Origin of the sequence: Bradyrhizobium sp. Arg237L (assembly GCF_029990105.1) — a bacterium.
Classification (GTDB): Bacteria; Pseudomonadota; Alphaproteobacteria; order Rhizobiales; family Xanthobacteraceae; genus Bradyrhizobium.
This window is the reverse complement of sequence record NZ_JAQMIL010000057.1, coordinates 23,972-46,156: the sequence shown is the minus strand read 5'-3', so window position 1 is coordinate 46,156 and position 22,185 is coordinate 23,972. Positions and strand designations below refer to the sequence as shown.

Annotated in this window: 22 protein-coding genes and 1 tRNA gene; 18 read left to right on the top strand and 5 right to left on the bottom strand. The window is 63.4% G+C overall.

The genetic code is table 11. The features are described 5' to 3' along the window. Window positions 1–318 precede the first annotated feature (318 nt). From OZ411_RS29530 to OZ411_RS29495, 8 genes are all read left to right on the top strand, one after another. The gene (locus OZ411_RS29530) at window positions 319–1,395 is read left to right on the top strand and encodes a nitronate monooxygenase (RefSeq protein ID WP_130579605.1); all 1,077 of its coding nucleotides are present in this window, start codon (window positions 319–321) and stop codon (window positions 1,393–1,395) included. A 214-nt stretch (window positions 1,396–1,609) separates the two neighbouring features. After that, window positions 1,610–1,897 (top strand): Asp-tRNA(Asn)/Glu-tRNA(Gln) amidotransferase subunit GatC, encoded by a 288-nt coding sequence (gene gatC, locus OZ411_RS29525; RefSeq protein ID WP_028166675.1) that lies wholly within the window; start codon window positions 1,610–1,612, stop codon window positions 1,895–1,897. A gap of 32 nt (window positions 1,898–1,929) precedes the next feature. Continuing rightward, complete coding sequence (locus OZ411_RS29520; RefSeq protein WP_028166674.1) at window positions 1,930–2,142, top strand: hypothetical protein; 213 nt, start codon at window positions 1,930–1,932, stop codon at window positions 2,140–2,142. Continuing rightward, window positions 2,143–3,618, top strand: coding sequence for an Asp-tRNA(Asn)/Glu-tRNA(Gln) amidotransferase subunit GatA (gatA, locus tag OZ411_RS29515; protein ID WP_282530779.1), 1,476 nt, complete (start codon window positions 2,143–2,145; stop codon window positions 3,616–3,618). It abuts the gene before it with no gap. A 1-nt stretch (window position 3,619) separates the two neighbouring features. Beyond that, on the top strand, window positions 3,620–3,898 hold the full coding sequence (locus tag OZ411_RS29510; protein WP_282530778.1) for a hypothetical protein: 279 nt from the start codon (window positions 3,620–3,622) through the stop codon (window positions 3,896–3,898). Between the two features lie 293 nt (window positions 3,899–4,191). After that, window positions 4,192–5,562 (top strand): patatin-like phospholipase family protein, encoded by a 1,371-nt coding sequence (locus OZ411_RS29505; protein WP_245476315.1) that lies wholly within the window; start codon window positions 4,192–4,194, stop codon window positions 5,560–5,562. Between the two features lie 123 nt (window positions 5,563–5,685). Further along, window positions 5,686–7,170: an Asp-tRNA(Asn)/Glu-tRNA(Gln) amidotransferase subunit GatB gene (gatB, locus tag OZ411_RS29500; protein WP_130579609.1), complete on the top strand. Its 1,485-nt coding sequence runs from the start codon at window positions 5,686–5,688 to the stop codon at window positions 7,168–7,170. Between the two features lie 1,350 nt (window positions 7,171–8,520). Continuing rightward, entirely contained in the window at window positions 8,521–8,787 is a 267-nt protein-coding gene (locus tag OZ411_RS29495; RefSeq protein WP_130579610.1) for a hypothetical protein, read from the top strand. A 77-nt stretch (window positions 8,788–8,864) separates the two neighbouring features. Here the strand turns inward: OZ411_RS29495 and OZ411_RS29490 are convergent, their stop codons facing one another. Next, window positions 8,865–9,497 carry a TetR family transcriptional regulator gene (locus tag OZ411_RS29490; RefSeq protein ID WP_282530777.1) on the bottom strand — a complete coding sequence of 211 codons (633 nt, stop codon included), beginning with the start codon at window positions 9,495–9,497 and terminating at the stop codon, window positions 8,865–8,867. A gap of 93 nt (window positions 9,498–9,590) precedes the next feature. On the opposite strand from OZ411_RS29490, the gene OZ411_RS29485 reads away from it, so the two are divergent. The 3 genes from OZ411_RS29485 to OZ411_RS29475 all read left to right on the top strand — a co-directional run bounded on the left by OZ411_RS29485 (window position 9,591) and on the right by OZ411_RS29475 (window position 11,707). After that, complete coding sequence (locus OZ411_RS29485) at window positions 9,591–10,256, top strand: O-methyltransferase (RefSeq protein ID WP_282530776.1); 666 nt, start codon at window positions 9,591–9,593, stop codon at window positions 10,254–10,256. 187 nt (window positions 10,257–10,443) lie between these two features. Then, a complete protein-coding gene (locus OZ411_RS29480; protein ID WP_282530775.1) occupies window positions 10,444–10,872 on the top strand; it encodes a hypothetical protein in 429 nt (142 codons plus the stop codon). A 304-nt stretch (window positions 10,873–11,176) separates the two neighbouring features. Next, the gene (locus OZ411_RS29475) at window positions 11,177–11,707 is read left to right on the top strand and encodes a dihydrofolate reductase family protein (protein ID WP_282530774.1); all 531 of its coding nucleotides are present in this window, start codon (window positions 11,177–11,179) and stop codon (window positions 11,705–11,707) included. A gap of 155 nt (window positions 11,708–11,862) precedes the next feature. Here OZ411_RS29475 and OZ411_RS29470 read toward each other — a convergent pair. Both OZ411_RS29470 and OZ411_RS29465 read right to left on the bottom strand, forming a co-directional pair. Further along, window positions 11,863–11,956: transfer RNA gene (locus OZ411_RS29470), tRNA-Ser, on the bottom strand. Window positions 11,957–12,480: 524 nt separating this feature from the next. Continuing rightward, entirely contained in the window at window positions 12,481–14,418 is a 1,938-nt protein-coding gene (locus tag OZ411_RS29465) for a lytic transglycosylase domain-containing protein (RefSeq protein ID WP_282530773.1), read from the bottom strand. Between the two features lie 76 nt (window positions 14,419–14,494). On the opposite strand from OZ411_RS29465, the gene OZ411_RS29460 reads away from it, so the two are divergent. From OZ411_RS29460 to OZ411_RS29440, 5 genes are all read left to right on the top strand, one after another. After that, window positions 14,495–14,758, top strand: coding sequence for a hypothetical protein (locus OZ411_RS29460; protein ID WP_282530772.1), 264 nt, complete (start codon window positions 14,495–14,497; stop codon window positions 14,756–14,758). A 197-nt stretch (window positions 14,759–14,955) separates the two neighbouring features. Beyond that, entirely contained in the window at window positions 14,956–15,846 is an 891-nt protein-coding gene (gene dapA / locus OZ411_RS29455; RefSeq protein WP_282530771.1) for a 4-hydroxy-tetrahydrodipicolinate synthase, read from the top strand. Between the two features lie 59 nt (window positions 15,847–15,905). Continuing rightward, window positions 15,906–16,319 carry a large conductance mechanosensitive channel protein MscL gene (gene mscL / locus OZ411_RS29450; RefSeq protein WP_282530770.1) on the top strand — a complete coding sequence of 138 codons (414 nt, stop codon included), beginning with the start codon at window positions 15,906–15,908 and terminating at the stop codon, window positions 16,317–16,319. A gap of 1 nt (window position 16,320) precedes the next feature. Continuing rightward, window positions 16,321–16,794: an SsrA-binding protein SmpB gene (gene smpB / locus OZ411_RS29445; RefSeq protein WP_130584182.1), complete on the top strand. Its 474-nt coding sequence runs from the start codon at window positions 16,321–16,323 to the stop codon at window positions 16,792–16,794. Window positions 16,795–16,890: 96 nt separating this feature from the next. Beyond that, window positions 16,891–17,472, top strand: a complete 582-nt coding sequence (locus OZ411_RS29440; RefSeq protein ID WP_282530769.1) for a peroxiredoxin — start codon at window positions 16,891–16,893, stop codon at window positions 17,470–17,472. A 90-nt stretch (window positions 17,473–17,562) separates the two neighbouring features. Here the strand turns inward: OZ411_RS29440 and OZ411_RS29435 are convergent, their stop codons facing one another. Both OZ411_RS29435 and OZ411_RS29430 read right to left on the bottom strand, forming a co-directional pair. Then, window positions 17,563–18,228 carry a uracil-DNA glycosylase gene (locus tag OZ411_RS29435; RefSeq protein ID WP_282530768.1) on the bottom strand — a complete coding sequence of 222 codons (666 nt, stop codon included), beginning with the start codon at window positions 18,226–18,228 and terminating at the stop codon, window positions 17,563–17,565. Further along, window positions 18,206–18,847 carry an NYN domain-containing protein gene (locus OZ411_RS29430; RefSeq protein ID WP_028166658.1) on the bottom strand — a complete coding sequence of 214 codons (642 nt, stop codon included), beginning with the start codon at window positions 18,845–18,847 and terminating at the stop codon, window positions 18,206–18,208. The genes OZ411_RS29435 and OZ411_RS29430 overlap by 23 nt, the downstream gene beginning before the upstream one ends. Window positions 18,848–19,200: 353 nt before the next feature. On the opposite strand from OZ411_RS29430, the gene rpoZ reads away from it, so the two are divergent. Both rpoZ and OZ411_RS29420 read left to right on the top strand, forming a co-directional pair. Beyond that, window positions 19,201–19,593: a DNA-directed RNA polymerase subunit omega gene (gene rpoZ / locus OZ411_RS29425; RefSeq protein ID WP_027583153.1), complete on the top strand. Its 393-nt coding sequence runs from the start codon at window positions 19,201–19,203 to the stop codon at window positions 19,591–19,593. A gap of 215 nt (window positions 19,594–19,808) precedes the next feature. Continuing rightward, window positions 19,809–22,094: a bifunctional (p)ppGpp synthetase/guanosine-3',5'-bis(diphosphate) 3'-pyrophosphohydrolase gene (locus OZ411_RS29420; protein WP_282530767.1), complete on the top strand. Its 2,286-nt coding sequence runs from the start codon at window positions 19,809–19,811 to the stop codon at window positions 22,092–22,094. Window positions 22,095–22,185: the final 91 nt, after the last annotated feature.

Genomic DNA, 22,185 nt, shown 5'->3' with positions numbered 1-22,185 from the left:
TTCATTATTGAGATGGCAGCGTTCTCAAGTATTCATTTCGAGAGAATGGTAGCGCTGCCTAATCTGACTGTCGAGATGGGGGTTTTCGGGCAATAAACGCTTTCGCGCTGAATTGATCGTGGCTCGATGCTGCCGGTTGATGCGCCCTCGCCCCTTGTGGGAGAGGGCATCTCTGGCGGCTGCGACCGAATTCGCTTGGGTGAGGGGTTCTCTCCACGAACACGTGCGCCCGTGGAGAGAACCCCTCATTCGGCGCATCTCGTCTTTTCCCGTTGTGGGAGAAGGTTACTAGCAACGAGCCAACGCGAGAGTTGAATCATGTGGCCGGACTGCCGAATTATCGATCTGTTCAAGACCGAGTTTCCGATCGTGCTGGCGCCGATGGCCGGCGTGATGGATGCAGACCTCGTGATCGCGGCCGCGCAAGGCGGTGCGCTCGGCTCATTGCCCTGCGCGATGCTCACGGCGGCGAAGGCGCGCGAGCAGGTCAACATCATCCGCCAGCGTGTCTCCGCGCCGATCAACATGAACTTCTTCTGCCACCAGCCGGACGATCCGGATCCGCAGCACGAGGCGCGTTGGAAGGCGCGGCTTGCGGCGTACTACAAGGAGCTTGGGCTGGATTCCGCGGCGCCCGTCAACGCCGCCAATCGCGCGCCGTTCGATGATGCGATGTGCGAGATGGTCGAGGAATTGAAATTGGAAGTCGTCAGCTTCCATTTTGGTCTGCCGGAGGAGCGGCTGCTCAGGCGCGTGAAGGAAGCGGGCGCGATCGTGATGTCGTCGGCGACGATCGTGAAGGAAGCGGTCTGGCTCGAGGAGCACGGCGCCGATGTCATCATCGCGCAAGGCGCGGAGGCGGGCGGCCATCGCGGCATGTTCCTGACCGACAATATTGCCGAGCAGCCCGGCATCTTCGCGCTGGTGCCGCAGGTGGTCGATGCGGTGAAGGTGCCGGTGATCGCGGCCGGCGGCATCGCGGACGGACGCGGGATCGCGGCGGCGTTCGCGCTGGGCGCCTCCGGCGTGCAGATCGGCAGTGCCTATCTGCGCTGCCCGGAATCCAGGGTGGGCCCGGCGGCGCGTGCAGCGCTGGCGCAGGCGAGGGACGATTCCACCGTGATCACCAATGTGATGACGGGGCGGCCGGCGCGCGGGGTCGCCAACCGCGTGATGTCAGAGATCGGGCCAATCTCGCCGGATGCGCCGGCCTTTCCGCATGCCGCAACCGCGCTGGCGCCGTTGAAGATGGCTGCCGAAAAACTCGGCAGGGTCGATTTCACCAATATGTGGGCCGGGCAGGCGCTGCCATTGGGCCGCGAAATGCCGGCGGCCGAGCTGACCCGGACGCTGGCCGGCGAGGCACTGGCGCGGATGGGCAAATTGGCCCGCTAGCGCCACATCGCTTGCTTCGTAGCCCGGGTGGAGCGGAACGCGCAACCCGGGACACCTGCATCAATATTTACGGGCGGCCCCGGGTTACGCTGACGCTCCACCCGGGCTACGGGGCTCTCTCATTGGAGAGACGGCTACGTTCCCTGCGGGTTGCGGCGCAAAACCGGCGTCTGCTATACGGCGGGCTGATGTTGCTGCCCAAAGGCCTTATATAATGTCAGTCGACGCCACGACCGTCCGCCGCATCGCGCAGCTTGCGCGGATCGCGGTCTCCGAGGCTGAAGTTCCCCATCTGCAGGGCGAGCTGAACGCGATGCTCGCCTTCGTCGAGCAGCTTTCGGAGGTGAATGTCGAGGGCGTCGAACCGATGACCTCGGTCACTCCGATGGAGATGAAGAAGCGTGCCGACGTGGTCAATGACGGCGAGATTGCGGATGATATCGTCCGCAATGCGCCGGCCACCGAGAATCACTTCTTCCTGGTGCCGAAGGTCGTCGAGTAAGCTCCTCTCTCTGTTGTTTTGCGGGAAGTCCGATGTGTCTGCTCTGCGACGATGAAAAAGCCTATCAGGCCTACATGAACTATCTCGACGTGATGGAGCGGCAGGGCAAGGCCGCCGATCCGAATGCGGTGATGCAAACCGTGCTGGATCAGCTCGAGGCCGCCGACAAGGCGCGCGCCAAAAAGGACGACCCCGCCGACGACAAGACCCTGTCTCCGTTCTTCTGCAGCCCGATCAATAAATAGATGACCGATTTGACATCGCTGACGATCGCCGAGGCCCGCGAGGGCCTGGCGAGCAAATCCTTCACCGCACGCGAGCTCACCGACGCGCATCTTGCCGCGATCGAAGCGGCGCGCGTGCTCAACGCCTATGTGCTGGAGACGCCCGACCGCGCACGCGAGATGGCCAAAGCCGCCGACGAGCAGATCGGCAAGGGCGATGGCGGTCCGCTCGCCGGCATCCCGCTCGGCATCAAGGACCTGTTCGCGACGCGCGATATCCGCACCACGGCGTGCTCGAAGATCCTCGGCAATTTCGTGCCGCCTTACGAATCGACCGTGACCTCGCAGCTCTGGCGCGACGGCGCGATCCTGCTCGGCAAGCTCAACAATGACGAGTTCGCGATGGGCTCGTCGAACGAGACCTCGTGCTTCGGCCCGGTGGTCAATCCGTGGCGGCGCGAGGGCTCCAACACGCATCTGGTGCCGGGCGGCTCCTCCGGCGGCTCGGCGTCCGCCGTCGCCGCATTGCTCTGCATGGGCGCGACCGCGACCGACACCGGCGGCTCGATCCGCCAGCCGGCCGCGTTCACCGCAACCGTCGGCGTGAAGCCGACCTATGGCCGCTGCTCGCGCTGGGGCATCGTCGCATTCGCGTCCTCGCTCGACCAGGCCGGCCCGATCGCGCGCACGGTGCGCGATTCCGCGATCCTGATGCGCTCGATGGCGGGGCATGATCCGAAGGACACCACCTCGGTCAACATTGGCGTGCCCGATTACGAGGCTGCGATCGGCAAGTCGGTGAAGGGGATGAAGATCGGTATCCCCAAGGAGTACCGTCTCGACGGCATGCCGGCGGAGATCGAGAAGCTCTGGAGTGACGGTGCGGCATGGCTGAAGGCCGCCGGCGCCGAGCTGGTCGAGGTGTCGCTGCCGCACACCAAATACGCACTGCCGGCGTACTATATCGTGGCGCCGGCGGAAGCCTCGTCGAACCTGGCGCGCTACGACGGTGTTCGCTACGGCCTGCGCGTGCCCGGCCGCAGCATCGGCGAGATGTATGAAAGCACCCGCGCCGAAGGGTTTGGCGATGAGGTACGGCGCCGCGTCATGATCGGCACCTATGTGCTCTCGGCCGGCTATTACGACGCCTATTACCTGCGCGCGCAGAAGGTGCGCACGCTGATCAAGAACGACTTCGAGGACTGCTTCGTCAAGGGCGTGAACGCGATCTTGACGCCGGCAACGCCGTCGGCGGCGTTCGGCGTCGGCGAGAAGGGCGGCACTGACCCGGTCGAGATGTATCTCAACGACATCTTCACGGTGACCGTGAACATGGCAGGCCTGCCCGGCATCGCGGTCCCCGCCGGCAAGGATGCGCAGGGCTTGCCGCTCGGGCTGCAACTGATCGGGCGCGCCTTCGATGAAGAGACGCTGTTCTCGCTCGGCGAAGTGATCGAGCAGGCGGCCGGACGCTCTACGCCGCCGAGGTGGTGGTGAGATGGCCGATTTCCGCGCCAGCCTCAACGACGCCGCGCCGGAGCCTTCGCTGTCGCCGCCGCTGGCGGCGCTGTGGTGGGCGGCGAAAGGCAATTGGGACAAGGCGCACCGCATCGTGCAGGACGAAAGCACCGCCGAGGCCGCCTGGGTGCACGCCTATCTACATCGCGTCGAGGGCGATGTCGGCAATGCCGGCTACTGGTACCGCCGGGCGGGCCAACCGGTGGCCAAGGATGCCCTCGATGCCGAGTGGGAGCGGATCGTCTCTGCGCTGCTCTAGATTGTTGTTTGACGCGTTTTCTGCGCAGATAAGTCTACGCAATCTGCGTAAACTTGATTGCTACGCGAACCGGTGTCCACTTCGCTCGAAAACGCTCTAACCTCTCCAAGTTGTGAAGGCTTTCGTGGTTCATTTTGACGCGGTTTCTTTACTTGACCGCAATTCAATTCGCCCGGATGGACATTGGCCCTGTCTTTGCGCGCCACGCGGGCGCCCAGATTGCCCGCGATAGGGAAGCGTGGCGGGGGCGCGGCAAGAGGGTGTTTGTGCGTAGATCGGGCATAGGGGCGTGGCTGTCGACGATACTGGCGGCCAGTTTTGCGGTGGCGCTTGCCGGATGCGCAACCGTCTACAACCTGCCGAGCAACGTGCCGCTTGCCAATGCGCTCGCCGACAGCAATCTCGGGCGCGACATCCCAAGCTATGACGACGACGTGCTGGTCGCGCTGTCCTTCTCGGGCGGCGGCACGCGCGCGGCGGCCTTCTCGTTCGGCGTGCTCAAGGAGCTCGATCGCTCTCACGGCGGTTCTAACCAAGCGAAGACCCTGCTCGATCGTGTCGACTTCGTCTCCGGCGTGTCCGGCGGCTCGATCACCGCCGCCTATTTCGGTCTGAAGAAGCGCGCCGCGCTCGACGATTTCCGCGAACGCTTCCTGTTGCGGAATGCGGAGGAGGGGCTGAGGACCAATGTCTCGCTCGGCAATATCGGCCGTGCGCTCGCCGGTGGCGTCAACAACAGCCAGCTCACCGAGTGGCTGGACCAGAACCTGTTCGACGGCGCGCGGTTCGATGCGCTGCGCGAGGACCGGCGGCCAAAGGTCTGGATCAACGCCTCCGACATCTATAACCGCACGCCGTTCGTGTTCGGAAAGACCTCCTTTGACGCACTGTGCAGCGACATCCGCTCCTACCGTGTGTCCGAAGCGGTTGCCGCATCGGCCGCGGTGCCGCTCGCGTTCGCGCCGATCGTGTTGGAGACCTATCCCGGCGGCTGCTCGAAGCCGCTGCCGGCCTGGCTCGAACGCGTGCGGCGCGACCCGAACGCGCAGCCATTGCTGCGCTCGTTCGCCGAGGCCAATGCGCGCTACCGCGACGGCTCCATGCGCTACGTGAAGCTGCTGGACGGCGGGCTCGTCGACAATTTTGGCCTGTCCGGTCTCACCATCGGGCTGTTGGCAGCGGAGCGGCCGTACCAGCCGTTGACGGAGCGGCAGGCGGTGAAGCTCCAGCGGATCCTGTTCATGGTGGTCGATGCCGGGCGCGGCATATCCGGCGATTTCGCGCAGCGCCTCGAAGGCCCGAGCGGGGCGGAGCTGGTTGCGGCGGCGGCCGACACCGCCATCGATGCCAGCGTGCGCTCGAGCTACGCGGCATTCTCGGGGCTTGCCACCGAATGGTCGGGCAAGCTGAAGCGGTGGCGGTGCGGACTGTCGGCGGCCGATCGCGCCCGCCTTGGCGTCGGCGGCAACTGGCAATGCGGTGACGTCCACATCTATGTCGAGCGGCTCGGCTTCGATCAGTTGGGCGAAGAGCGCGCCGGCATCCTGAACGCGATCCCGACGCGGTTCGCGCTGCCGCCGGAACAGGTCGACCTCTTGATCGCGGGCGGGGCCGACGCACTCCGCCTGAGCAAGTCCTACCAGGCGTTTCGACGCGGGCTTTGACCACCCGAATCCCTTTGTTTGAGCATGATCTTTTCCGGATCATGCTCTCCGGCTTGACTGCCGCGGTCCGTTGCGCGAAGCCCAAAGCCGTCCCAGATATCAATTGTCCGGAAACCGAGACCAATGAACGCACCTGTCACATCACACAAGCTCATCAAGGGCGCGACCGGCGACTGGGAGATGGTGATCGGCATGGAGATCCATGCCCAGGTCGTCTCCAATTCAAAGCTGTTCTCGGGCGCCTCGACCGCGTTCGGCGGCGAGCCGAACAGCCATGTCTCGCTGGTGGACGCGGCGATGCCGGGCATGCTGCCCGTGATCAACGGGGAATGCGTGCGGCAGGCAGTGCGCACCGGGCTCGGGCTGAATGCCAGGATCAACCTGCGCTCGGTGTTCGACCGCAAGAATTATTTCTATCCCGACCTGCCGCAGGGCTACCAGATCAGCCAGTACAAGTCGCCGATCGTGGGCGAGGGCGAGGTGCTGGTCGAGCTCGAAGGCGGCCGCAGCGTCACCGTCGGCATCGAGCGGCTGCATCTGGAGCAGGACGCCGGCAAGTCGCTGCACGACCAGTCGCCGACGATGTCCTATGTCGACCTCAATCGCTCCGGCGTCGCGCTGATGGAGATCGTCTCCAAGCCCGACATCCGAGATGCCGAGCAGGCCAAGGCTTACGTCGCCAAGCTGCGCTCGATCCTGCGCTATCTCGGCACCTGCGACGGCGACATGGAGAAGGGAAGCTTGCGCGCCGACGTCAACGTCTCCGTGCGCAAGCCGGGCGGCCCGCTCGGCACCCGCTGCGAGATCAAGAACATGAACTCGATCAACTTCATCGGCCAGGCGATCGAGTATGAGGCGCGGCGCCAGATCGAGATCCTCGAGGACGGCGGCAGCATCGACCAGGAGACGCGGCTATTCGATCCGGGCAAGGGCGAAACGCGCTCGATGCGCTCCAAGGAAGAGGCGCACGACTATCGTTATTTTCCCGATCCCGACCTGTTGCCGCTGGAGTTCAGCCAGGCGTTCGTCGACGAGCTGAAGACCGAGCTGCCCGAGCTGCCCGATCAGAAAAAGGCGCGCTTCATCTCCGACTTCGCGCTGTCGCCCTATGACGCCGGCGTGCTGGTCGCCGAGCGCGAGAGCGCGGAGTTCTATGAGACGGTGCTTGCCCGCCTCGCCGACCGTGCGCGCGACGGCAAGCTCGCGGCCAACTGGGTGATCAACGAACTGTTCGGGCGCCTCAACAAGGAAGGCCGGGATATTACGGGCTCGCCCGTCTCCTCCGAGCAGCTTGCCGCGATCATCGACCTGATCGGCGAGGGGACGATTTCCGGCAAGATCGCCAAGGACCTGTTCGAGATCGTCTGGCAGGAAGGCGGCGATCCCCGTGCGCTCGTCGAAGCGCGCGGCATGAAGCAGGTCACTGACCTCGGCGCGATCGAGAAGGTGGTCGACGACATCGTCGCCGCCAATCCGGACAAGGTGGCGCAGGCGAAAGCGAAGCCGCAGATGATCGGCTGGTTCGTCGGACAGGTGATGAAGTCGTCTGGCGGCAAGGCCAACCCGCAGGCTGTGAACGATCTCCTGAAGTCGAAGCTCGGCCTCTGAACGCATCGCTCGCGGACGCGAACGGCATCGCAGCAGGCGCTCTGTGCGATGCGCGAAGGCGTCCGCGGCTCGCTTCTCACGCCTTCAATCACCGCGTCGGGATCGTCCCTCCACCGAATCGGTCGGCCGAGATTCGTCCGAAAAGGCCGTTTCGGCGGGCGGAGATGCCGCCGATACGGCTTACCCACGAAATTTTTTTTGTAGCCGGAATTGGCGTCTCAACGCCTGCGCAACGCCTTCTCGGCAGGCCTCGTGAGTTGCGCCGACATCTCCGTCGCATCATGCGCGAAGAAACGAGAATTCAAGAAATGCCTGTGGCACAGGCACTTTCTGCATTCGCGATGAGTGTCGATGTCGATCGACTCTGCATTTCCTGCATCACCGCGTCAGCGCAACGTCGCGCTTGCGCTTGGCGCGCGCATACTTCTCGCGCCTCGTAACATCAACACTTCCTTAAGCTGGACGCTGTTTTTTTCGATGTGTTGGTGTATTCGGGATGCAGTGCATCTCGATTCCCGAGTGCACGCAGCGAAGTATAGCCATCTCACGATATTGGAGGGCAACATGGCGAAGAAAGCTAAGAAGGCGAAGAAGGCGAAGAGCGCAGTGAAGAAGACTGCGAAGAAGACCAAGAAGGTCGCGAAGAAGAAGAAGTAACTCTCGCCCGAGAGAGGATGCCGGCGGATTGACGCCGGCCCGTCACCCGGACCTTCGGACGATCTGCTTCCTTGGAGCAATCCACTCAGGCGGATCCGGTTGACGAAAGAGGGTGTCGGCGAGACATCAGGTCAAACGGCTGGATCGCCTTATAAGAAGGGCTTGCCCTTCGAAGTCGATCCGGCAGAAGAAACAGGTTTCTTCGTTCGGTGCGGACCTCTATTCGGCTCCGCAATTTCACAGGGCCCAAGGCCCATCGTGAGATCTGATCCTGACGTGTTCGCCGACGCCCTCGTTCCAATAGCCGGCCGTTTGGTGCCGGCTTTTTTATTGCCTGATCTCTCCCACATGACGACCGGTTGGCTTCCGCTGCCGTATGGCGGGCGGCGGTGCTGCCGCGTCCAGTTGGCGTTTGCGCGCGATGGTTATCGTTCCGCCAACCGCCAGGGTAAACCAGACTTCACCATTGCGCATAAACCATTGTGCTGCAGGCACTTCTCGGATTTCGGGAACTCGCCGCGCCCCCCGCGTTTACACCCCGTTCATCGCGATACTTAAACTGCTTTTCAAATTTGCCCGTCATGATCTCCCTCAACAAGCCGGCAAACGGCGTTGGGGAAGTAAGGCGTTAGATGTGGACGGGGGCCGCGCTCGGGGGAGAGCGGCCAACAACAAAAAAGGGGAGCTACGAGAATGTTTCAGGGACATATCAATCTGGAGACGGCCATTCCGGTGGACGCGACCGCGATCTCGGACGTGCTGTTCGAGCGTGGTCTCTACTGGGCGAGCGGCCGTTCCGGCGTGGTCAACCTGGTCGCGGCGCACAAGTGGTTCAACCTTGCCGCCCTGAAGGGCCGTACGGATGCCATGGTGATGCGGCGCGAGATCGCCGAGCAGATGACGGAAGCCGAGATCGCCGCGGCGCAGCGCGAAGCCCGCGCCTGGATGACGGCGCACTAAGCCGGCGGAGCTCGTCGCCGCGATCATCCTTGGCCGCGGCGCTGATCGGTCCGTTGCGATCGGCTCTGCCGCCGATCTCAGCAGTGCCCGAGATCTTTAAGGTACGCGCAGAACATATCGGCCATGGCGTCGCCATAGGCTTCGATCTCTGTGGGCGAGCGAGGGGTCTCCGAGAACTGCTTGCCCACCTCGGTCAGCGTCGTCGTGATCAGGTCGCCGGCCAACGCGCGAGTTGCTTCTGATGCCTCGGGCAACGCCTCCTGCATGAAGACCTGGACAATGCGCTCGCCCGACGCCATCGCTTGCTGCGCTTCGGGCGCATCGCGATAGAGAGGGGCGGCGTCATTGAGCGCCACACGCATCGCGGCTTCATCACACTCCGAGCGCACGAAGGCGTGGACCAGGGTGCGCAGCCGTTCGAGCGGCGGTCGCTGGTTGTCCTCGAGGATTCCGCGCAACAGGTCGGTCGTCTGCCGCCATTCGTCGCTCTGCAGTCGGAAGAGGATCGCCGCCTTGTTCGGAAAATACTGGTACAGCGATCCGATACTGACTCCGGCCTTCTCGGCCACGCGCGCCGTGGTGAAGCGCTGCGCGCCTTCCTTCGCCAAAACCTGAACAGCAGCATCCAAAATCGCGGCGACGAGCTCCGCCGAGCGCGCCTGCTTGGGCTGTTTTCGTGAGGAAATCCGGGTACTTCGCCGATCGGTCATGGAGTGGCCTGGTAATGCGAATAGGAAATGCGAGGGATTAGTCGTATTTCTGATCCGGCGCAAGAACGCGCTCATCCGAGAGTGGAGACCTGCATGACCACCCTGACCACCATCCCGCTTGCTCCCTTGCTGGATCGCTTATTCGAAGAGGCCGATGCGGCTTCGCCCGCGGCCAATCCTGCAGTGGCCGATCTCTCCAGCGAGGAGCATTCGCGTCTGATGCGAAGCAAGACCGACTACCGCGAGTTCTACGGCCGGCTGAAAGATCTTCCGCTCGCGGTCTCGCGAGAGACCGGCGCGCTGCTCTACATGCTGGCGCGAGGCGGCGGCGCGCGGGTGATCGTCGAGTTCGGGACTTCGTTCGGCATCTCGACACTGCATCTCGCCGCAGCGCTGCGGGACAATGGCGGTGGCCGCCTGATCTCCAGCGAGTTCGAGCCGTCCAAGGCCGCACGGGCCCGCGACAATCTGACCGCCGGCGGTCTCATCGACCTCGTGGAGATCCGAGAAGGAGATGCCTTGCAGACGCTGAGCGTCGATCTCCCCGAAACGATCGACCTGCTGCTGCTCGACGGCGCCAAGGCGCTCTATCCCGAGATACTGAGCCTGGTGGAGCGCCGCCTCCGGCCGGGCGCCTTCATCGTCGCCGACAACGCTGACTACAGCCCCGACTACCTGGCGCATGTTCGCTCGCCCGCGAACGGTTACATGTCCACGCCATTCGGTGGGGACGTCGAGCTTTCGATGCGGATCGGCTGACCGGTGTTTGCGGAGATGCATCCCGCTTGGCGATTTCTGCGAAGGTATTCAACCACTTTTGTCTGGACCGCGAGAGGACGGCGTCGCATCAAGGGCGATTGGTCGGGAGCTTGGCCGATGGTCCGTAGCGTACATCTGTTTAGATAGCCGACGAGGCGAGCTCGTGACGGCCTCGGGGAAGCCAACGATGAGTAAGCAATGGGAATTCCAGGTGCGGATCTATCTCGGCGACGAGCTTGCCGGAGTGGCGCGGCGCGATCCCGACAATCCGGCAATCAAGCCGCTGGCGGACATCCTCGCCAGACATCATGCGACGATGAAGTCTCAGTTCGATGCCTTCGCCGACTATGTGGCTGAAGCTGAGAAGCGGGGCACCGAAAACTATCCGCTTTACGCATGGACCAAAGCGACGATCGAGGATCCTGAAAAGCAGGCGAAATACGTCAAGTCGTTCACGCTCTATGTTGACGGTAATGAAGTCTATGCCAAGCCGCTCGCTGACGCGCTGGAAGCAGACTTGCAGCCCCTTGTCGGCGGCAAGCTGATCACGCGACTTTCCAAGCACGACACCAATCCGGCGAACAACCCGCAGCCTCCGGCGCAGTATCGCAAGTAAAAAGCCGAGCGGGAGGGGCCGCACGTTAGCTAGACGGCGAGGGCACCTGCAGCGTGATGCCGGCGCCCTGCACGAACGATCTTAAGCGGAGACGTTCGCCGCCTTCTTGAGCGCGGGCAGCAGTTCTCCGGCTCGGGTCGGCGGGTGTAATCAGAATTGATTTCTGCATACAGGATGTAGCCGCTCTGTCCGATCACATATCTTACCGGCATCGACAACGCGGCACGCAGTTTGCGGCCAACTCCACTTTCTGCATCACTCTGTTCATACTATCGTGAAGATCTTGGGATGGAGATTTGGTAGCATGGCAAAGATCGTCTTCGGAATGAACCAGTCCTTGGACGGTTATGTCGATCACCAGGAATTTGCGCCAAGTTCCGCACTCTTTCGTCACTGGATAGAGCACGTGCGCGACCTGACCGGCAGTGTGTACGGTCGCCGCATGTACGAGGTTATGCGTTATTGGGACGAAGACCGTCCTGAGTGGAATGCGGAGCATCACGAGTTCGCGGCGGCGTGGCGGCGCCAACCGAAGTGGGTCGTGTCGCGCTCGTTGAACTCAGTCGGCCCCAACGCCACACTTGTCGAGGATAACATCGAGGCGGTGATACGTGGCCTGAAGGCTCGGCTTGTTGGAGAGATTACAGTTTCCGGCCCGGACCTGGCACAAAGCCTAACCGACCTTGGTCTTATCGATGAGTATCGACTCTACTTCCACCCCATCGTGCTTGGTCGCGGCAAGCCATTCTTCGCCGGTCCCCGACCGCCGCTCCGCCTTGTTTCCACCGATCTCGTTGGCGAGGACACGGTCAGGCTGACATACGTTCCTGCTTAGTCGCCCGACGGACTGCACCGACGCGTCAGGTCCGCTTTGGGGTCGTAAGCCGCCTGATTGCGCCGAACTAGTCTCCAAGACAGTAGAATCAGCGGTGCTAGACCCGCTTGGTAGAATGCGGTGATCGGAGGCAATATCGAACTATAGAGTGCAAATGGCGGAGACGGAGGGATTCGAACCCTCGATAGGCCTTTACAAGCCTATAACGGTTTAGCAAACCGCCGCCTTCAGCCACTCGGCCACGTCTCCGGCTGCGCCGATATGCACGACGCGCGGGCGAGCCGCAAGCGGCAGATTGAGGGGACACCGGACTGTGCGCTGGCGTTGGCGACCCGAGGCCTGATTACGCTGTGGATAACATCTGACGTTTAACACGCGACTCGATCGGACAGTGCTGATCTTGAAAGTGGATTTTTGCAGTAATTCTAGTTATTTCAAAGAGTTATGGTGCGATCGGCTTGCCAGGGGATAGGGCAGGCTGTCACGGCTGGCTGAACCCTAACATTTACCGGTGTCGAGAAATAACGCGGAACGGCCTCTCAGGCGGTTGAAAGCCCTCTGGGTTCCCTGTTCCCCGCAATCTTGTCTCGGCGCCCATGGCTTGCAGCCCGGCTCAGACGATCTCGCCCTTCTTCGCGCTCACAGATGGCACTCCGAACCAGCCCAGGGCCTCCGTGTGTTCGCAACAGCAGGGTCGCCGCATCTGTCGTTAAGCGCGCTGCTCGGGACCGCCAACCTGCCCTGCCATTCGCCACTCTCTATTCGCTATTCGCCTATTCGACGCTGGCACCGCGGTGGAGGTCGGCTTCGATCTGCAGCCGCGTGCCGCCACCGAACCGCGCGCGATAGACCTGCAGGTTCTCCATGATCCGCTGCACATAGTTGCGCGTCTCGGAGAACGGGATCAGCTCGACCCAGTCGACCGCGTCGACCTTGGGATCGCGCGGGTCACCGTAGCGATCGATCCATTTCCGCACGCTGCCGCGGCCGGCATTGTAGGCCGCGAAGGTGAGGATGTAGGAGCCGCGATAGTCCTCCAGCAATCCGCCGAGCTCGGCGGCGCCAAGCGCGGCGTTGTAGACCGAGTCGGTCTTCATCCGGTTCAGATCAAACGCGACGCCGGCGCGCTTGCAGACATAGCGCCCCGCATCCGGCGTGACTTGCATCAGCCCATAGGCTTGCGCCGGCGAAACCACGGCCGGATTGAACGCGCTCTCCTGCCGCGCGATCGCATAGACGATGCTCCGCTCGATGTCCGGGCCGATCGACCTGAAGGACGGAATCCCGTTGATGGGATAGGCGTAGAAGTCGAACGGCAGACCACGGTTGAGCGCGGCCTTGCCCATCAACAGCATGCCGCGCGCATCGCTGTAGCGCGCCGTCAGTTCGCCGAGCCCGACCAGCGCCTCAGGGTCGCCGTTCTCGCCCATGTCGGCGAGCAGGGGAATTGCGAACTCGCGCTCGTCGAGCTCATAGAGCAGTTGCGCCGCGCGCACGATCTCCAACCGTTCGACGCCGCGGCCGCGTGCGCCCGGGACACCGTTCAGCTCGATCTGCGGCAAGCCGAGCTTGGCCCGCGCGAGCTGTCCGTAATAGCTGGTCGATTGCTCGGCCGCGCGCAGATAGGCCGCGCGCGCCTCCTGGTTGCGGCCGGCGGCTTCGGCGGCGCGGCCTTGCCAATAGCCGGCGCGCGCCAGCGCGGTTGGATTGACGCTGCCAACGCCGATGCGGGCGAAATGCTGCGCGGCGAGCCCGGGATCTCTGAGGAAGCGCAGCGCGATCCAGCCGGCGGTGAACTCCTGCTCGGTCTTGTAGATGTCGCGTGCGGGCAGCGCCGCATCGCGCGCGATCAGATAGGCGGTGCGGTTCTCGCCGACGTCGATCATCTTGCGCGCCAGCAGGCGCCGCTCGATCCACCATTCGTCGACATTGAACAGCCTCGCCGGATCCTTCGGCGTGCTCAGCATCAACTGCGCCGCTTCCGCGAACTTTTCCTCGCGGCGGAGCAACTGGATCCGGGCGAACAGATAGCCGGTGTCGCCGTGCAGTTCGCGCGGCACCGCTTCCAATAGCGCCCTCAGGTTGGATGCTCTCTTGTTGGCGCCGATCCGTGCCTTGGCGAGCGCGAGATAGCCCGAGCCCAGCCGCTTGGCCGCGCGCAGGCCAGCAGCCTCCTGCTCGGTGCCATAGAGCATCGTGTCCATGCGCGCCTTGTGATCGCCGGCGGTGAGCAGCGCCCCGAACAGGTCGAGCGCGGTGGTTTCCGTGTCCTCGCTCATGGGATCGCTGCGCCAGGCTTCGCGCGCCAGCCGCTCGGCATTGGCGCGGTCGCCGCGTGCGAGCATCGCTTTGGCCAGCGCGAACCGGCCCTTGGCCGACACCGGCGACTCGTTCTCGAACCACGACCAGACCGCGGCATCCTCGCGGCGGTCGTCCCAAAGCGCAGCCTCGAGACGGCGGCGCAAGAAGGTCTGCGAGGGCCAGCTCGGGTTGGCGGAGATGAAGGCGCGGTAGCGTTCGACCGAGGCGCCGTTGTTTTCGCTGCGCAGGATCAGCCACTCGGCGAGCTTTCTGGCGACGGGGTCGGAGATCGTCGCCTCGACCTGGGTCGCATCGCCGGGCTTCTGCTTGCGGACGAGCTCGATGACGTTCTCGAGCGCGTCCTTGTCGCTCTGCGAAGTCGATGAGGTCGCGGCCACAGCGGCAGGCACCGTCGGCTTGCTCCGCGCCGGCGCCGCATGCTGGCGCGTGGCCGGCGCCAAATGGGCTGGGGGCGGAGCAGGTGCGTTGGACGATGTAGCTTTGGGAGCGGTGGCGGTATTCTTGGCGGCTGCGGGTGTGGTGGTGGCAGGCGTGGTTTTCGGAACCACGCTGCGCGCGATCGGCCGCGGCTTTGGCAAGGGAACATTTGGGCCGGCCGCGGCTTCTGCCATCGCGGCCAGGGCGAAGGCCAACGCTAGCGATGTCGCCAAGGCGGTCGATCGCAATGCGGCAGCGCGGGGGGAAGGGGTCACGGCTTTCCTCTGCGGCGGCGAATCATCTGATCGCTGAGGCCTTAGCTGTATTTGATTGAATATGTGGACAAATTGCTAAAAGTGTCGCGGAAGCGATATTTGCGCCATGACAGCGGCAAAATCGCGGCTGGCAATGGGACGGGGACTGCGGCCCTTTCGCCTGGCCGCCGGACTCGATATGAATTGGCCTTTCTGACCCGCGCCGCAACCCTTAGAAGTGTTTGGAGGAAGTCCATGGCAGCCAAGACAAAATTCCGCGGCTCGTTCACCGCTTTGGTGACGCCATTCAAGAACGGCTCCGTGGACGAGGCGGCCTTTCGCTCCTTGGTGAACTGGCAGATATCCGAGGGCACCAACGGCCTGGTTCCGGTCGGCACCACGGGCGAAAGCCCGACGCTCAGCCATGACGAGCACAAGCGGGTGGTCGAATGGTGCGTCAGTGAGGCCAAGGGCAGGGTGCCCGTCATCGCGGGCGCCGGTTCCAATTCGACCAAGGAGGCGATCGAGCTGTCCGAGCACGCCGAGCAGGCCGGCGCCGACGCCGTGCTGGTCGTCACCCCCTATTACAACAAGCCGACCCAGGAGGGGCTCTACCAGCACTTCAAGGCGATCAACGATGCGATTGGAATCCCGATCATTATCTACAATATCCCGCCGCGCTCGGTGATCGACATGTCGGTCGACACGATGATGCGGCTGTGGGAACTGAAGAACATCGCCGGCGTCAAGGACGCCACCGCGAGCATGGTGAGGGTGTCGCAGCAGCGGGCGGCGATGGGCGAGGATTTCAACCAGCTCTCGGGCGAGGACGCGACCGTGCTCGGCTACATGGCCCATGGCGGCCATGGTTGCATCTCCGTGACCTCGAACGTGGCGCCGCGGCTATGCGCCGAGTTCCATGCCGCCTGGCAGAAGGGCGATGTCGCGACCGCGCTGAAGCTGCACGACAAGTTGATGCCGCTGCACACCAACCTCTTCGTCGAGAGCAATCCCGGGCCGGTGAAATACGCGATGTCGCTGCTGGGCAAACTGGAGGAGCGGCTGCGGCTGCCGATGGTGCCGGTTGCCGAATCCACGCGCGTGGCCGTGCGCAGTGCCATGGTGCATGCCGGCCTGATTAACTAAAGCACGTCGGGTGGCGCCTGGCTGGTCCGGTCGGCCAGGTCGAGGAGAAGGGGCTTCGCATGCTCAAGGAATTCCAAGAGTTCGCGATGAAGGGCAATGTCGTCGACCTCGCGGTCGGCGTCATCATCGGCGCGGCCTTCGGCGCGATCGTGAATTCGCTGGTCGGCGACGTGATCATGCCCGTGATCGGCGCGATCACCGGCGGGCTCGACTTCTCCAACTACTTCACGCCGCTGTCGAAGGCGGTTACCGCCAGCAACCTCGCGGACGCCAAGAAGCAAGGTGCCGTATTGGCTTGGGGCAGTTTCCTGACGCTGACCCTGAATTTCCTGATCGTCGCCTTCGTGCTGTTCATCGTGATCCGGCTCATGAACCAGTTGAAGCGCAGCCAAGAGGCAGCGCCGGCGCCGGCGAAATTGACCCGGCAGGAAGAATTGTTGACCGAAATTCGCGATCTCCTCAAGAAATCCTGAAGTGGCCGAGAAAAACGAACGTCCGATCAAAGTCGTCGCCGAGAATCGCAAGGCGCGCTTCAACTATGCGATCGAGGACACCATCGAGGCGGGCATTGCACTGACCGGCACCGAGGTGAAGTCGATCCGCGGCGGCAAGAGCACGATCGCGGAGTCCTATGCGGATTCCAAGAACGGCGAGATATGGCTGATCAACGCCAATATCCCGGAATACCTGCAGGCCAACCGCTTCAATCACGAGCCGAAGCGCCCGCGCAAATTGCTGCTTCACAAGAAGCAGATCAGCAAGTTGATGGGCGCGGTCGATCGCGAAGGCATGACGCTGATCCCGCTGAAGCTCTATTTCAACGAACGCGGTCGCGCTAAGCTGTTGCTCGCGGTCGCCAAGGGCAAGAAGCTGCACGACAAGCGCGAGACCGAAAAGAAGCGTGACTGGGGCCGCGAGAAGGGCCGCCTGCTGCGCGCGCGGGGGTGAGATAAGCGAATAGCGAGTGGCGAATGGCGAATAGTGGCGGAGACCTTCCCTATTCGCCATTCGCTACTCGCCATTCGCCACATGACGGAGCGTAAGATGGCTCAACCAAACCTGCTTGAAGTCGACTGGAGCAAGATCCCCGCGCCGACCGATGATGGCGGCGCCGCGCATCTGGAGGGCATGGCGATCCCGCCAGTCAGCCTGGTGGCGACCGACGATACGTCAGTGACACTGTCTTCGCTGAAGGGACGCACCGTGGTGTTCGCTTATCCGCGCACCGGCGAGCCCGGCAAGATTGCGCTCGTCGACGACTGGGACATGATCCCAGGTGCGCGCGGCTGCACGCCGCAGACCTGCGCCTTCCGCGACCTGTTCGCCGAGCTCAAGGCCGCCGGAGCCAGCCACGTGTTCGGCCTCTCGACGCAGAGCAACGAATACCAGACCGAGATGGCCTCGCGCCTGCATCTGCCGTTTCCGGTGCTCTCGGACGAGACGCTCGAGCTGACGCGAGCGCTCAAACTGCCGACCATGGAGGTGGCGGGGCTGACGCTGATCAGGCGGCTGGCGCTGATCATCGACGACGGGCGCATCACCCACGTCTTCTATCCCGTGTTCCCGCCCGACCGGAACGCCGGCGACGTGCTGGAATGGCTGCGGGAAAATCCGGTAAGCAATTAGATTTGTAGGGTGGGCAAAGCGCAGCGTGCCCACCATTTACGGTCGGTGCAAGAAAGGTGGGCACGCTGCGCTTTGCCCACCCCTACCGGATCAGCGATCCAAGTCCGCGCGCACCTGAGCGAATACGTCGCGGAACATCTTTGGCGTGAGCACGCCGGTATTCGTGTTGTAGCGTGAGCAGTGGTAGCTGTCGTAGAGGCGGATATTGCCTGCCTTGTGCACCGCACCGTGCGTAAAGGGCGCAGTGGCATTGCGCAGGCCGAGCGCCTTCACCGTCGATTCATGCGCGATGCGGCCGAGCAGGACGATGGCGCGCAGCCTGGGCATGGTCGCGATCGTCGCCACCAGGAACTTTCGGCAAGTGTTGATCTCGATCGGCAACGGCTTGTTCTGCGGCGGCACGCAGCGCACGGCGTTGCTGATCCGGCAATCGATCAGCCGCAAGCCGTCGTCCGGTCGCGCCTCGTAGACGCCCTCGGCAAAGCCGAACTCCAGCAGCGTCGCGTATAGCAGGTCACCCGCATAGTCGCCGGTGAAGGGGCGCCCCGTGCGGTTGGCGCCCTGCAGCCCCGGCGCCAGCCCGACGATCAGCAGCCGCGCATCTGCATCGCCGAAGGATGCCACCGGCGAATTGAACCAGCCCGGCTGCTTCGTACGCGCCTCGGCGCGAAACTCGGCGAGCCGCGGACAGAGCGGGCAGTTGCGGTCGGGTTCGATGGAGGCGGGAAGGAGGCTAGTCGTCGAAATCGTCGTCATCGGCCCGGGGCGCCGTGGTGGTGGCGCGCTGCAGGAATTGCGGCGCGTGGTGGCGAGACTCGCCGCGCTCGCGCGGGGCCGGGCGCTCGGACGGGTCGCGGCCGAGCTTGGATTGCAGTTCCACCAGGTCGGTGAAGACGTCGGCCTGGCGGCGGAGTTCGTCGGCAATCATCGGCGGCTGGCTTGCGATGGTCGAGACTACGGTTACCCGGACGCCGCGCCGCTGCACCGCCTCGACGAGCGAGCGGAAATCGCCGTCGCCGGAGAACAGCACCATCTGGTCGATATGCTCGGCAAGTTCCATCGCATCGACCGCGAGCTCGATGTCCATGTTGCCCTTCACCTTGCGGCGGCCGCTGGCGTCGATGAACTCCTTCGTGGCCTTGGTGACGACGGTGTAGCCGTTGTAGTCGAGCCAATCGATCAGCGGCCGGATGGACGAATACTCCTGATCCTCGATGATCGCGGTGTAGTAGAAGGCGCGGAGCAGGGTGCCGCGGCTCTGGAATTCCTTCAGGAGGCGCTTGTAGTCGATGTCGAACCCGAGCGTCTTGGCGGTTGCATACAGATTGGCTCCATCGATAAAGAGCGCGATCTTGTTGGAAACGGGTGACGACATCAAAGTTTCTCGCCTTTTGTTAGCTTCTCGGCGCAGCGGCGACGAGCCGCGCACCTTAGTTTCGCGTTGCAGCCTAAAGTCCGGTGAATCTTTCCCAACCACAGTCACCATCGCAATTATGGTGCGGCGAGGGCGAAATACCTACACTTTTGACGATGCAATGAAGAGAGTTACTTGTCCACAACGGCGCTTAGCCGCGTTACGGACGCTCCGGCCTTCTGGCCCCCTCACGGGTTAGCAGAGGTTTGGGCGAAGGCAAATCACAAATTTAATCTTGCGAAACCCCGCTTCGCCCTATAACTAACGCACAATAATCAGCAAATTCCTGTCCCAACTTAACGGAGCGACAGCATATGGCGCGCGTCACCGTCGAAGATTGCATTGATAAGGTCGACAACCGGTTCGACCTGGTCCTGTTGGCTGCCCATCGCGCTAGGATGATATCCTCGGGATCACAACTCACGGTTGATCGAGACAACGACAAGAACCCGGTCGTGTCGCTCCGCGAGATCGCGGACCAGACTATTTCCCCGGAAGACCTGCGCGAGGAACTGGTGCACTCGCTGCAGAAGTTCGTCGAGGTCGACGAGCCGGAGCCCGACACCGTGCCGCTGATCGGTTCGGCCGGCGCCAGCGTCGATGCTGATGATACCGAAGTGGCGATGGAGCGGATGACCGAGGAAGAGCTGCTGAAGGGCCTCGAGGGCCTCGCGCCGCCGGAAGAGCAGCCCGAAGAGGACGAATAGGTCCTCGCGGCGGTCCCCAACACGTTTGAACTGGCTGAAGGCCCGGGCACTGCCCGGGCCTTTGCTTTTGTTGACATTCCGACCGCGAGATGCGTCCCTCAAGCCTTGACGGAAATTGAACGATTTTCGGTTCGAACAGGCTAAAGCTTGGTTCGAAAGCGCACTAGATTAAAGGCGCGAGCCGCGGTTGGCTCGCGAGTTGAGGCAGTCATTCCATGGCGTATTGGCGCCGCACACCCCGCCAGATGCAGGCTGCGACCGACGCGGTCGCGGTGGCGCCTGATTCCGCGGTGGTGCAGAAGCCGCCCAAGCCACGCGCCCGCATGATGCGGCAGTACGACCTGGTCGAGCGCGTCCGCTCCTACAATCCCGATACCAACGAAGATCTTTTGAACCGCGCCTATGTCTACGCCATGAAGGCGCATGGCACCCAGACCCGGGCGTCGGGCGATCCCTATTTCTCGCACCCGCTCGAGGTGGCGGCGATCCTGACCGGCCTCAAGCTCGACGACGCCACCATCGTGGCGGCGCTGCTGCACGACACCATCGAGGATACCGAGGCGACGCGGGCCGAGATCGACCAGGTGTTCGGCCACGAGATCGGCGCGCTGGTGGAGGGGCTGACCAAGTTGAAGCGGCTCGAGCTCGTCTCGCGCGAGGCCAAGCAGGCGGAGAACCTGCGCAAGCTGCTGCTCGCGATCGCAGATGACGTCCGCGTGCTCCTGATCAAGCTCGCCGACCGCCTGCACAACATGCGCACGCTGGAGTTCGTGCCGCCGGCCTCGCGCCGCCGCATCGCCGAGGAGACGCTGGATATCTACGCGCCGCTCGCCGGCCGCATGGGCATGCAGGAGATGCGGGAGGAACTCGAGGACCTCTCGTTCCACGTGCTCGATCCGGAAGCCTATGCGGTGGTCAAGCATCGGCTAGATGCGCTCGCCGAGCGCAACCGCAATCTGATCGGCGAGATCGAAAGCCAGCTTTCGAAGAACCTGCAGAAGAACGGCCTTTCCGCGCGCGTGTACGGCCGGCGCAAGCAGCCGTTTTCGATCTGGACCAAGATGGAGCGCAAGTCGATCGGCTTCGAGCAGTTGTCGGATATCTACGGCTTCCGGATCGTGCTCGGCGACGTCGAAGCCTGCTACCGCGCGCTCGGCGTCGTGCACACGACCTGGCCGGTCGTGCCCGGGCGCTTCAAGGACTACATCTCGACGCCGAAGCAGAATGACTACCGTTCGATTCACACCACCGTGATCGGTCCCGGCAAGCAGCGCGTCGAGCTGCAGATCCGCACCGAGGAGATGAACCAGATCGCCGAATTCGGCATCGCGGCGCATGCGTTCTACAAGGACGGCACGGGCTCGCCGACCGAGCGGTTGAAGCACGAGTCCAACGCGTTTGCCTGGCTGCGCCACACCATCGGCATTCTCTCCGAGAGCGCCAATCCGGAAGAGTTCCTGGAGCACACCAAGCTAGAGCTGTTTCACGATCAGGTGTTCTGCTTCACGCCGAAGGGCAAGCTGATCGCGCTGCCGCGCAACGCGAATGTGATCGACTTCGCCTATGCCGTTCACACCGACGTTGGCAACAGCGCGGTCGGCTGCAAGATCAACGGCAAGTTCGCGCCGCTGTCCTCCGAGCTGCAGAACGGCGATGAAGTGGAGGTCCTGACCTCGAAGGCGCAGTCGGCGCCGCCGTCGGCCTGGGAAGCGCTCGCGATCACCGGCAAGGCGCGCGCCGCGATCCGGCGCGCCACCCGCGCGGCGGTGCGCGACCAATATGCCGGGCTCGGCCGCCGCATCATCGACCGCCTGTTCGCCCGCGCCAAGATCGAATACGCCGACGACAAGCTGAAAGGCGCATTGCCGCGGCTGGCGCGCACCTCGATCGAGGATGTCCTGGTTTCCGTCGGCCGTGGCGAACTGAAAGCCTCCGACGTCGCGCGCGCGATGTATCCGGATTACAAGGAAGAGCGGCTGGTGCGCTACGGCACCAGGAAGGCGCTTGCCGCCAAGGCGCAGACGCCGCCGCATCCGGCGCGCGCGGCTTCGGTGATCCCGGTGCGCGGCATCAATTCCGAATTGCCGGTCAAGTTCGCGCCGAACGGCGGCGCGGTGCCGGGCGACCGCATCGTCGGCATCGTGACGCCGGGCGAGGGGATCACGATCTATCCGATCCAGTCGCCGGCGCTGAAGGATTTCGAGGACGAGCCCGAGCGCTGGCTCGATGTGCGCTGGGACATCGACGAGACCATGCCGCAGCGCTTCCCGGCGCGCATCCTGGTCCACAACGTCAACGAGCCCGGCAGCCTCGCGCAGATCGCGACCGTGATCGCCGAGCATGACGGCAACATCGACAACATCCACATGTCGCGCCGCTCGCCTGACTTCACCGAGCTGACCATCGACCTCGAGGTCTATGACCTCAAGCATTTGAGCGCTATTCTCGCCCAGTTGCGCGCGAAGGCCGTGGTCGCGCGGGTCGAGCGCGTCAATGGGTAGGTCATCGTCATTGCCGGGCTTGACCCGGCAATCCATCTTTTCAAGAAGATGGATGCGCGGGTCGAGCCCGCGCATGACAGTCTAGGTTTTC